9 protein-coding genes are annotated in these 12,053 nt (G+C 63.2%); 5 read left to right on the top strand and 4 right to left on the bottom strand.

The genetic code is table 11. The annotated features are described in order from the left end of the window. Window positions 1–49: 49 nt before the first annotated feature. From AC0GUR_RS04720 to AC0GUR_RS04705, 4 genes are read right to left on the bottom strand one after another with little or no spacing between them, the layout of a single operon-like run. Window positions 50–1,015: an ABC-2 transporter permease gene (locus AC0GUR_RS04720; protein WP_472876327.1), complete on the bottom strand. Its 966-nt coding sequence runs from the start codon at window positions 1,013–1,015 to the stop codon at window positions 50–52. Beyond that, the gene (locus AC0GUR_RS04715) at window positions 1,012–1,869 is read right to left on the bottom strand and encodes an ABC transporter ATP-binding protein (RefSeq protein ID WP_472876326.1); all 858 of its coding nucleotides are present in this window, start codon (window positions 1,867–1,869) and stop codon (window positions 1,012–1,014) included. Before AC0GUR_RS04715 ends, AC0GUR_RS04720 begins: the two co-directional genes overlap by 4 nt. Further along, window positions 1,866–2,252 (bottom strand): GntR family transcriptional regulator, encoded by a 387-nt coding sequence (locus AC0GUR_RS04710; protein ID WP_472876325.1) that lies wholly within the window; start codon window positions 2,250–2,252, stop codon window positions 1,866–1,868. The genes AC0GUR_RS04715 and AC0GUR_RS04710 overlap by 4 nt, the downstream gene beginning before the upstream one ends. 4 nt (window positions 2,253–2,256) lie before the next feature. Further along, a complete protein-coding gene (locus AC0GUR_RS04705) occupies window positions 2,257–2,580 on the bottom strand; it encodes a hypothetical protein (protein ID WP_472876324.1) in 324 nt (107 codons plus the stop codon). A 274-nt stretch (window positions 2,581–2,854) separates the two neighbouring features. Between AC0GUR_RS04705 and AC0GUR_RS04700 the strand changes: the two genes are divergently transcribed. From AC0GUR_RS04700 to AC0GUR_RS04680, 5 genes are all read left to right on the top strand, one after another. Next, window positions 2,855–3,640 (top strand): SDR family NAD(P)-dependent oxidoreductase, encoded by a 786-nt coding sequence (locus AC0GUR_RS04700; protein ID WP_472876323.1) that lies wholly within the window; start codon window positions 2,855–2,857, stop codon window positions 3,638–3,640. 101 nt (window positions 3,641–3,741) lie between these two features. Further along, complete coding sequence (locus AC0GUR_RS04695) at window positions 3,742–4,404, top strand: hypothetical protein (protein ID WP_472876322.1); 663 nt, start codon at window positions 3,742–3,744, stop codon at window positions 4,402–4,404. Between the two features lie 454 nt (window positions 4,405–4,858). Continuing rightward, window positions 4,859–7,114, top strand: coding sequence for a cellulose biosynthesis cyclic di-GMP-binding regulatory protein BcsB (bcsB, locus tag AC0GUR_RS04690; RefSeq protein WP_472876321.1), 2,256 nt, complete (start codon window positions 4,859–4,861; stop codon window positions 7,112–7,114). A 3-nt stretch (window positions 7,115–7,117) separates the two neighbouring features. After that, on the top strand, window positions 7,118–8,278 hold the full coding sequence (gene bcsZ, locus AC0GUR_RS04685) for a cellulose synthase complex periplasmic endoglucanase BcsZ (protein ID WP_472876320.1): 1,161 nt from the start codon (window positions 7,118–7,120) through the stop codon (window positions 8,276–8,278). Further along, window positions 8,260–12,051 (top strand): cellulose biosynthesis protein BcsC, encoded by a 3,792-nt coding sequence (locus tag AC0GUR_RS04680; protein WP_472876319.1) that lies wholly within the window; start codon window positions 8,260–8,262, stop codon window positions 12,049–12,051. The genes bcsZ and AC0GUR_RS04680 overlap by 19 nt, the downstream gene beginning before the upstream one ends. The last annotated feature ends 2 nt before the right edge of the window (window positions 12,052–12,053 follow it).

Genomic DNA, 12,053 nt, shown 5'->3' with positions numbered 1-12,053 from the left:
TCACCTGCCAGCCGCATCCGTGCGGAACATGGCAGGCGAGGCAAAACGATCAGCTGTCGTCGCGGACTCGGCGGAACCAGATGGAGGCGGCAATCATGCCGATGCCCGCCACCACGCCCAGCCACAGGTTGGGGCTGGCCAACAGCCCGTAGGTGTGCGCCGGAGACAGCATGCCGAGCGGGTTGTTGCCATCCATGTCGCCCATCGCGGTGACGTCGTGGTCACTGAAGACGAGGCTGGAGCCCGGGAACACGCTGAGCAAGACGCGCAGCACGACATGCGTCCAGAACCATGGCGTTGGCAGATGGAACAGGCCCATGATGCCGAACCAGGTCACCAACAGGCCGGCGACCACCGGTACCGCCACCGCCCACAAGAAGGGTTTGTTGCGGGCACCCGACGAGCACAGCAGCAGCCATCCGATGGCGGGCGTGGCCCACAAGGCGTACAGCGGGATATTGCCGATCAGCGAGGCAATCGCCTGGAAGGGGTGCGCCAGCGGAAGCAACTGCCATACGTGGATGCCATGGAACGACAGCACGATGGCGTAGATCACCAGTTGCAGCAAACCGCAGGCAATGCTGGTGACGACGGCGATCACCGGGGCGACGATGGCAGCGCTGGCTACCTTGGACAACACGGTGTTCGTGTTTGACACCGGCAGCGATTTCCAGAACAGCACGCTGCGGTCGCGGCGATCGTCGTACAACGCACCGAGGCAGTAGAACAGCACCACGATGCCCATGACGATGCCGATAAGACTCATCGACGAAATCATCGCCATGTCCAGCGCCGAGCCGATCTGGGCCAGGTCGCCTGCATCGGCATGGTGGAGCATCGCGGCCAGATTGTTGCCGCCGATTTCGATGCCATATGCGGTCCCCATGACTTCGGCCGTGATGATCGCCATCACGTTGAGCACGAGAAATACCGCGCCGGTGACTACCGGGGCCCACAAGAAGCCGCCACGGTGTTCCCAGAATTCGCGCTTCACCAGCCAGTAGAAGGTTTTCATGCGTAGGTTCCCTTCATGGTGGCAACAAACAGGTCACTGACGGTCGGGCGGCGCACTTCACCCATGCTTTCCAGGGTGGAGCGGTCGGCCCCGTCGAACAGAAAGATGCTCTTGCCGAACACCTGGCGTTCGTCCAGTGGCTGTAGCTGTCGTGCCGCATCGGCCTTGTCGGCGCTCACCAACACTTCGGCGAAACGCTCGCCCACGGCATCCATGTCGGTATCCAGCACGATCTTGCCGTCGCGGATGAACATCAGGTCGGTGAGGATGTGTTCGATCTCTTCCACCTGGTGCGTCGTGACGATGATGGTCTTGTTCTCGTCGAAGTAGTCCTCCAGAAGGCTCTGGTAGAACTGTTTGCGATAGAGGATGTCCAGGCCCAGCGTGGGTTCGTCCAGCACCAGCAGGCGGGCATCGATAGCCATCACCAGTGCCAGGTGCAACTGCACGATCATGCCCTTGGACATCTGCTTCACACGCTGGTTGGGCGTGAGCTTGGTGCGGGCCAGGAACGCCTCGCACTTGGCGCGGTTGAAGCGCGGATGCACGTTGGCGACGAAGTCGATCGCCTCGCTCACACGAATCCAGCGCGGCAGCACCGCAACGTCGGCGATAAAGCAGACCTGTTCCATCAGTCGGTCACGCTGGCTGCGTGGGTCGAAGCCCAGCACATTCAGCTCGCCCTTGAAATCGGTGAGGCCGAGCATGGCCTTCAACGCGGTGGTTTTGCCGGCGCCGTTGGGGCCAATCAGCCCCACGATGCGGCCGGATTCGATGCGGAAACTTACGTCGTCCAGCGCCAGAGAATTCTTGTAGCGCTTGGTGAGACCGCTGGCAGTCACAACCGCGTTCATGGCTGGCTCTCCCCTTGGCCGCCCGTACTTTCCGGCGCTTCGCGCAGCAGCGTCTTCAGGTCCAACCCGAGGCGCTGCAGCCTGGCGAAGAGCGCGGGCCACTCCTCCCGCAGGAAGCGCTCGCGCTCGGACTTGAGCAGTGCCTCCCTCGCTCCATCGATAACGAACATGCCCAACCCCCTCCTTTTTTCCACCAGTTGATCGTCGACCAGTTCCTGGTACGCCTTGGAGACAGTCAGCGGATTGATCTGAAAGTCTGCGGCAACCTGGCGTACTGACGGCAGCGGGTCGCCCTCGTTCAAGGCGCCGTCCAGAATCATGGCCACCACGCGTTCGCGAAGCTGGCGATAAATCGGGACGCTGTCGTTCCAGGTAATGGTCATACGGTTAATCCTTGTTGCTGATGCGGCCGAACTTGGTGCCAAACGAATAGTAGGGCATGGCCAGCTGGGCACCGAGCACGCGGCTGGCAGGTGCTTCCACGCCGAGCAGCGGGGCGACCGAGAGGGTGGCGACACTGGCGTCGGCCAACAGGGCGGCGCTGCGCATGTCTTCGGCCGTCGGGCGAACCGTCACCGGCTCGAGGTTGATGACCTTGACGCCGTTGATCTCATTGGCAGGGAGACTGGCGACGTTGGAATGGATGGCGGCCAAGCCGACTGTGGTGAACAGGGCGGCGGCGGTCAGAGCTAGCAGGTTATTCGCTTTCATGGCGGGTCTCCTTTAGTGACCTCGTGGACCGGTGTTGTAGTAAACTATAACACCATATCTGGAACCGTCAATAGCTGAGGCTGAAAATCGCAATGTGACTGATGGCCTATAAAGCTGAATGGGCTCCCGGGCAGGCAGGGGGCTGGTTCGCGCAGCACATGGTCCATGGCGGGGCGGCGATGAGGCAGAGCCACCCATCAGCCATTACAGATGACAGGCATCACGCCTACCTTGCGTGGTTCAATGAGCACCAGAACCGCAAAGGAAGCGAGCCATGGATGTCGGTCTAACCGGACGCGTCGTTGTCATCACCGGTGCCAGCAAAGGCATCGGGCTGGCGTGTGCCAAGGCTTTTGCGGCTGAGGGCGCCAAAGTGGTGGGTGTGTCCCGCGACCTGGGCCATCTGCACGCCGCGCAGCACGAGCTTCAGAGTGCCGGCCTGCACATGGATGTCGCCTGTGCCGATCTGTGCGAAAGCGTTGCCGCGCAAATGATCACCGACTACGTCGAGAACGAATTCGGTGCCATCGAGGTGCTGGTCAATTGCGCCGGCGCGGCCAGGCGCACACCGCTGGCCGAGCTGCACGCCGATGCCGTGCACGCGGCCATGCAGGCCAAGTACTTCACCTATATGCACATGATCGATCCGGTGATCCGTCACATGGCCACGCGTGGCCACGGCAGCATCGTCAACGTGGTCGGGCAAGGCGGGCGGCAAGCCAACCCGTTGCATATCGGCGGCGGTGCAGCGAATGCGGCGCTGATGCTGGCGTCGGTGGGCTACGCCAATGCGTATGCGGCGAAGGGCGTGCGCGTGAATGTGATCAACCCCGGCATGACGCACACGGGTCGTGTGCAAGAGGGGCTTCAGGCGGCGTCGCGCGCCAGCGGGCGTCCCATCGATGAGCTGCTGACCCAGCAGCTGGCGGAAATTCCCATGGGCCGCATGGCCGAGCCCGAAGAGATCGCCAACGTTGCAGTGTTTCTGGCGTCGCCGCTTGCGAGTTATGTCACCGGCGCTGTGATTCCCATGGATGGCGGCAAAACCAGCACCATTTAGCGGTTCCCTTCACGTCTTTTCAGAATCCTCCCAAAGACTGCCGCCAGGTCGCGCCGCATGATGCGCACCTGTGATCCATCGGTAATCGCGGGAGTTGGCCCATGTCACTTTGCATCGGCCGTGGCGACGACGCCAAATCAAAACTGCTTTCGGACTACAACGTCACGCCGATTGGCCATAGCGCCGCGCCGGCGGATGACATGTTCGCGTGCTGCTGTGGTGCTGCCATTGCGCGCGGCCATTCCTTCTACATGTTTCGTGCTGCGCCCAAGCTGCGCGGCCTTGCAAGTGACATGTGCTACGCGAGCGAGCATTGCGCGCAACGACTGTATGCGCTTGCGGCGGATGCGCCGATTGCGCCCGTCGCGTTTCGCGATCCGATGGGCTTGCTGGAAGTCCACAAGCACAAATGGCTGCGCCATGCTGATGACGCTGCGAACGACACCAGCGATATGTCACCGCTCAACCGCGAAGCAAGCGAGGTGGTGACGCTGCTGATGCAATGGGTCATGCCACGCGTGGGCTCGCTGGTCGAGCAGCTCGCAGTGAGGCTCAACACGCAGCCCGTCAACGATCTGGATCACTGGGATCTGCGTGCACTCAACACCGCTGTGAATCGCCACGCGGCAAGTGTCGGCGGCGACATTCAGGGTATCGTCCAAGGCCTTGCGCGCCGCTACTGTCTGGAAAGCGCGCCGGCGAAGGTGCATTTTCCGTTGATCCAGCGTGCACTCGCCAGCGCCAACACGCGTAGCTATATCTGAGTCGTTGCGCTGCAGCTTCTTGCGGGCTGCTGGTCGGACCGCTGCTCTCCTTGTGCCCATACACCGTCGTGACCGACGGCACACGCGGTCGCGTGCACCGCTTAGGCGCATGCCGCCCCATTCACGTTTCTTTTATGCCGGTTCTTTAATCGTCTCACGGGAAGTGGGGGGATCTGGCGAGTTAATGCACGGCATGGATGGTGCCAAGGGCATTTGTCATCAAAGGGACGGCTTTGATCAGGCGGTGCGCGGTTCAAGGCTGACGAGGGCAGGGCAGAGACGTGACGCATGCGGGGTGGCGTGAGTTACCAAGTCGAGGCACGGATGCGAAACCCAGAGACTGCAAATCGGTTTGGCCAGTCAGCGACATGTCATCCCTGACCCAAGGCGACATTCCATGCGGCTATCTCCTCAGGTTTTTTTAGGCTCCCTGCTATTGGGATGCTGGGTAGCCGTGAGTGCGGGTGCGCTCGCCAGCCCGGGCGTCACCGGCAATGCACCTGCGCCCAGCACCACTCAGCCAGCCACGGCGGCAACCACCGAGCAACCTGCGGTGGCTGGCGACATCACAGCGTCGCCCAACATCATGCCGACGGAGACGCGTGAGCTGACTCTGAAGCAGATGGGCTCCTACGGTCCAATTCAGCTGCGTGGCTCGGATCCCAACGGCAGGATGAATGTGGCCGTGCGCAACGACGAGGTGGTGACCGGGGCCAAGCTCAAACTCGTCTACACCTATTCGCCTTCGTTGATTGAGGAACTGTCGCACCTGAAGGTGAGCATCAACGGCGAAGTCATCGCCACGCTGCCGATGGAGAAGGCACTGGGGGGGCAGACCGTCACCAAAACCGTGGATTTCGATCCGAGGCTGTTCACCGACTTCAATCGCATCACCGTGCAGATGATCGCGCACTACACGCTCGACCATTGCGAAGACCCGTACCATTCCTCTTTGTGGGCGGATATCAGCCCGGACACCACCCTCAGTCTCACCACGGCCAGCCTGGCCCTACCCAACAATCTGGCATTGCTGCCGGCGCCGTTCTTCGATCGGCGTGACGACCGTCGCGTCACCGTGCCATTCGTATTGCCGGCGCAGGCGGATGCGTCGGTGATGCGCGCTGCCGGTGTGGTGTCGTCCTGGCTTGGCGCGTTGGCCAGTTATCGCGGTGCACGCTTTCCGGTCGCCCAAACGCCGCCTGCCAACAGGCATGCCATCGCGTTCGCGATGCCCAACGCGCTTCCTGCCGGCGTCAAGCTGGGTGAGATCAAAGGCCCCACCGTGATGGTGATGGCCAACCCGGCAAGCCCGCCGGAGGCAGGGCGCAAGCTGCTGGTGATCGCCGGGCGCAATGCCGATGAACTGCAGCTGGCAGCCAATGCGTTGGTGCTGGGCCAGGCCGGCATGTCCGGCGACGTGGCCATCATCAAGTCCGTCGACCTGGGGCACGAACGTCGACCCTACGACGCCCCCAACTGGGCGCCGGTCGACAAGCCGATGAAGTTCAAGGATCTGGTTACCGATCCGCTGCAATTGCAGGCCTCGGGCTTCAACCCGCCGGCCATCCGCGTCGATATGCATTTGCCGCCCGATCTGTTCGCGTGGGCTCGCCACAGTGTTCCGCTGGATGTGCGCTATCGCTACACCGCGCCATCGAGCTACAACGACTCCGTGCTCAATGTGGGTATCAACAACCAGCTGCTACGTTCGGTTCGCTTGCGGCCCATCAGTGGCTCCAGTGGTGACCGGCAGTTCAATGTGCCGCTGCTGACGGGCACCGAGGCGCGTGGCGAGGAAGAGATACGCGTGCCGTCGTTGCACATCGGCGGCAACAATCAGTTTCAGTTCCAGTTCCACCTGGATTCGCAGAAGACCGGGCTATGTGTTTCGGCCGCTACCGACAGTGCGCGGTCCGCCATTGATCCCGATTCCAGCATCGACTTCAGTCAGTTCGTGCACTACACGGCCATGCCGAATCTGGCGTTCTTCGCCAACAGCGGATTCCCGTTTAGCCGCATGGCCGACATGTCGGATACCGCCGTGGTGTTTCCCGACAAAGCCGATGCACAGGAACAGGAAGCCGTGCTGACCATGCTTGGACAGCTGGGACGATGGAGCGGCTTGCCTGCCTTGCGCGTCACGGTGGTGCCGGTCAGCGACGTAGAAAAAGTGCGCGATCGCGACCTGCTCGTTATCGGCACCAGCAGCGGGGCCGACTTGTTGGCGCGGTGGGGCAAAGGCTTGCCGATGCTGATCAAGGAGAACCAGAACCAACTGGTACTGCGCGAACAGGTGGCCGCACAGCGCCAGCGGCAAAGGAGTCCGGCAGGGCGGGCGGCCATGAGCGTCAATGGGCCAACGGCAGCGTTCATCGGTTTCGAGTCGCCTTTCACACGGCGCAAGAGTGTGGTGGCGCTGGCCGCCAATGCATCATCGCAGTTGGGCGATCTGCTCGACGTGCTCAACGATGATGCACGGCTTGGCGAGATACAGGGTGACCTCACCGTGGTTCGCGAGAAAGTGGTTACGCCACTATCCGTCGGCGATATCTACTACGTCGGTCATTTGCCTTGGTACGCGTGGCTATGGGTGCATATCTCAAAGTACCCCGCGTTGATCGCACTGGCGGGCATTCTCGCGGGCCTGTTTGTGGCGCTGAGCGTGTTCTGGGCATTGGGGCGGCTGGCGGCGCGCCGGCTTGAAAGGTGATGCATGCGAGGCGCACGGGCTCCGTGGTGGTGTGTGCTGGTGATGGGACTGGCGATGCTTCTATCCGGCGGTGCCGTGGCCAGCACCTGCGCATGGCCTGACTGGGCGCACTTCAAGCAAAGCATGCTCAGTACCGATGGGCGGGTGATCGATGACAGCACGCCGCAAAAGGTCACCGTTTCTGAGGGACAGGCCTATGCGTTGTTCTTTGCGCTGGTGGCCAACGACCGCCCAACCTTCGACAAAGTGTTGAACTGGACGCAGAACAACCTCGCCCAGGGCGATCTCACCAAGCACCTGCCGGCGTGGCAGTGGGGACGCCTCGACAACAAGGATGCCGAGGCATGGGGCGTACTGGATACCAACGCCGCTTCGGATGCGGATCTGTGGATCGCCTACACACTGCTTGAAGCGGGCAGGCTATGGCATGAGCGCAGCTACACCGCACTGGGCACGGTGTTGGCGCGCAATATTCTCGCCAAGGAAACCGCCTTGCTGCCGGGGTTGGGGCGCACTGTGCTGCCAGGGCCGGTGGGCTTTCATCCGCAGGAAGGTACCTGGCGGCTCAACCCCAGCTATGTGCCGCTGCAGGTCATGCAACACCTGGCAACGGCCTTGCCCGAACAAGCAGAGTGGAACGCAGTGGTGGGCACGTCATTGCGCCTGGTTACCGAGACAGCGCCGCACGGTTTCTCACCAGACTGGGTCGTCTTCAAACGTGACCAGGGTTTTCTGCCGGACGAGGCCACCAAGGCGGAGAGTGCGTACAACGCCATTCGCGTTTACCTGTGGGCAGGCATGCTCGCGCCGGATGCCAGCGCACGCGCAACTGCGCTGGCGCCGTTCCAACCGCTGGCGGATTTCGTGGCGGCGCATGGCTTTCCACCGGAGCGCGTCGACACGCAAACCGGCACGAGCAATGGCAGCGCCGGCAACGCCGGTTTCTCCGCAGCGGTAGCGCCTTATCTCGATGCGCTGGGTCGGCAGGAGTTGGCGCGAGCTCAGGCGCAACGCACGCGCACGCTGGCGCAGCAGGAACCGCTGGGCTACTACAGCCAGGTGCTAAGCCTGTTCGGCCTGGGGTATCTCGACGGGATGTATCGCTTCGATCAGAACGGTGCCGTTGTGCCTGCCTGGACGTCGACGTGTCCCGCCGCGCACTGACCTACCGTTGGATGCCCGTGGTCGCGCTGCTGATGACCGGTAGCGTGCCGGTGGCGGCATGGGCGCAGACCGTGCCGACGGCCCCCAACCCGGCGATGACGGAGCTGCTGAATTCCGCGCGCATGTGGCAGGCCAAAAACCGCCCCGACATGGCTCGGGTGATCGTGCAAAAGGCATTGCAGATCGATCCCACGCAACCCGACGCGCTCGGCCTGTTGGGCCAGATCGAACTGAGTTCGAACCAGCCTGCCGAAGCCGGCAAAGTGCTGCGGCAAATGCAGCACCTGTATCCGAATCATCCGGCAACGCTGCAGCTGACGGATGAGTATCGCCTGGCCACCACCGACCGGATGGCGTTGGCGCAGACGCGCCTGTTGGCGCGCAGTGGCAAGTCGGACGAGGCATGGCAGCAGATGCAGGTGCTGTTTCCACGCGGTGCGCCCAATGGCCCGATGGCATCGGACTACTACCGCACCATGGCCAGCTCGACCGGCGGACGCGATCGCGCCATTGCCGAGCTGCGTCGGCGTACGGCGCAGGACCCGAATGATCTCGGCCTCGCCCTGACCTTGGCCGATCTGCTGACCGATCGCAGCAGCACTCGCATCGAAGGCCTGGGGATCATCTATAGCGTCTACCAACGACCCGACGGCAACCGCAGCCAGGCGTTGGATATGTGGCGCCGCGCACTCAACAGCGCCGGCCACGACGACCCGGCGTATTACATCTGGTTCAAGCGCTACCTCAAGGAGGTGCCTGACGACACCAACGCCAAGCAAGCGCTGGCGTCGTTGGCCAAGAAAGGTGGCGCCAACTATGTGCCTCCGCCCAAGGGGGCAGCTTCCACCGCCTCCACCACGTCCGCACCGTCGTCACCCACGGCGCGCCAGGGCGCGGCAGTGGGTGAGCAAGGACTTGCCGCGTTGCGTGCTGGCCGTCATGACGAAGCGCGTGATCTGTTCGCGCGTGCACTAAGGCTCGACCCCGACAATGCGGGCAAATGGCGAGGCCTGATGGCCACGGCCACTTTCTGGGGCACGTTGGCCAAGGCGCGCGCCGCCAATGCGCAAGGACATCCCGATCAGGGCGAGGCGCTGGCGCGCGAAGCGCTGCGCCAGCAGCCCAATCAACCCGACGCACTGAAGCTGCTGGCGACGTCGTTGATCGCGCAGAACAAGTGGTCGCAGGCGGAAGCCATCCTGCGTCCGATGGTGGAGGCACCGCAGCCGGATGTGGATGCGTTGCAGCTGCTGTCGAAGGTCTACATCGAAACGCACCGCACTAACGAACTCACGCCGCTGATCGCACACGCCGAACAGCGCACCACCGGCAACAGCGACGCCGTGGTCAAGTTGCGCGCGCAATTGTTGTCCATTGAGGCGGATCAGCTGCTCGCCGAAGACCATCGCGGTCCGGCCATACTCAAGCTTGAAGAGGCGGTGCGGCTCACCCCTAAGGATGCTTGGCTGCGCTACACGCTGGCGCGCCAGTATCGGGATCTCGGACTGCCCGCGCTGGGACGCTCCGTGATGAATGAGGGGCTGAAGGTGCAGCCGTCGCCTGACATGCGTTACGCCAGTGCGCTGTATCTCAACTCGCTCGACGACATCGACACGGCCACCACCGTACTGGCGGCCGTGCCCGAAGCGGACCGCTCCGACGGTATGCGCGAACTGGCGCGCAGCCTCAGGGCGCAGCGTGATCTGCGCGAGGTGCGGCAGCTGGTGGTGCAAGGGCGCAAGCAGGAGGCTGCAACGCGTCTCGACGCCGTTGCGGCGGAGGTGCGCGATGATCCGCAAATGCTCGCCACCGTGGGGCGCGAGTGGATTGCGCTGGGCGAGCCCGACAAAGGTCTGAAGCTCGTGCGTGACTGGCTCGATGCGCATCCTGCCGATCCGGCAATCAGCGTTCGCGTGCGCTATGGCGAACTGCTTGCCTCGGCCAACCGCGACAACGAACTGGCACCCTGGCTGGCCGACACGCGCGCGCGCCCCGGGGTGACGGCAGAACAGCAGGCGCAGATCGACGATCAGCTGCTGCGGCTGTCTTTGCGCACGGCCAGTCGGCAGATGGATGCCGGTGATCTGAGAGGTGCCGAGCACACCCTTGACGCCGTGCCCGACGCGGGAAAGAAAGATCGTCGCTGGCTGCTCGCGCAGGTGGATTTGCGCGAAGCCCGACGCGACTATCGAGGTGCGGAAGCATCGGCGCGCGAGATTCTGGTAGCGCATCCGGGCGATGCCGATGCGCGATTGGCGATGGCACGCATGCAAGCACACCTGGGGCAGCGCAAGGCCGCTCTGGAAACAGTGAATGAGGTGCTGGCCGATACCGCCCCCGATGATGTGGATACGCGCCTGTCCATCGCGCGCCGCTACACCGCGCTGGGGCGCAACGATCTTGCGCAAGCGGTGGTTGATCCGCTGCGGCAGCAATACCCCGATCGTTCCGACGTCACCATGCAGGCGGGGCGTGTGGCGCAAGCACAGGGCAACTTCAACGGCGCCGCGCAACTCTATCGCACGGCGCTCGCTCAAGAGCAGGGCGAAGGCGAACTGCCCAGCCCGGATGATGGCCTCACGTCCGCGGGGCGCGCCATACAGGGGCTGGAAGACCGGCGCCAGGGGCAGGTGGCGATGGGCATCGTGCAGTCCAACGAATCCGGTTCCAGCGGCATGTCGCGCCTGGATGCGACCGAGATTCCGGTCTATCTGCGCATTCCGGACGGCTATACAGGACACTACTTTTTCCACGCCGACACGGTGTTGCTGCGGGCGGGTGAGCTGCCCGCCGATCAGTTCGACACGGCCTATCAATTTGGCAAGATCGCAGCGCTGGGCAATGCCGGTCTGCACCCGATCGACCAGACCGACAAGGGCGTGGCGGTGGCCGCGGGCTATCAGTTCAGCGGCGTCAATAACAGCTGGCGTGCCGACATCGGCACGACGCCACTGGGGTTCACCGTCTCCAACGTACTCGGTGGCTTTCAGTACCGGCACGATTTCTTCAGTTCGTCGCTGTCGCTGGATGTGTCGCGCCGCCCGGTCACCAGCAGCCTGGTGTCATACGCAGGCGCGAGGGACCCTGTCACGGGCGAGGCCTGGGGCGGTGTAGTGCGCAGCGGTTTCAGCGTGCGCGGTGCGCAGGATGTCTGGCGCGCCACGCTGTTCGCCTCGGTGGGCTACGGCGTGCTCACCGGTAAAAACACGGAGACCAATCACGACTTCAAGGTGCGTGCAGGCTTCGATTTGCCGATGGTGCAGGAGCCCGATCAGCGTTTCACCAGTGGCCTGGTGATCAACTACTGGCGCTACGACAACAACCAGCGCTTCTACACCTTCGGCAATGGTGGCTATTACAGCCCGCAGCGGTACTGGTCGTTCAGCATTCCGCTGGATTGGGCGGGGCGTTACAAGCGCCTGTCGTGGGAGGTGGAAGCGGGCATCGGTCAATCCAACACCAACGAAGCTCAGGAGCCGTACTTCCCAACGCGGCCCGATCTACAACGGCAGGCGGCGGTCCGCATGGCGGCGGCCGATCTCGGGGCACCCATTTTCGGAAGCGGCTCGGGCGGTGGTTTCAGCTACACCGTGGCCGCCGCGCTGGAATATCGACTCACGTCGCACTGGGTGATCGGCACACGTTTCAAGCTCGACCGTTCACATGATTACGCCCCCAACCTTGGCACGCTCTACCTGCGCTACTGGTTCGATCGGCAGCGAATGCCGGTGCCGTTCCCGCCGAACCCTGTCCAGCCGTACTCCACGTACTGACC

Source organism: Dyella sp. PARNA 12/25 (assembly GCF_055702865.1).
This window is presented reverse-complemented; position numbering and strand designations above follow the sequence as displayed.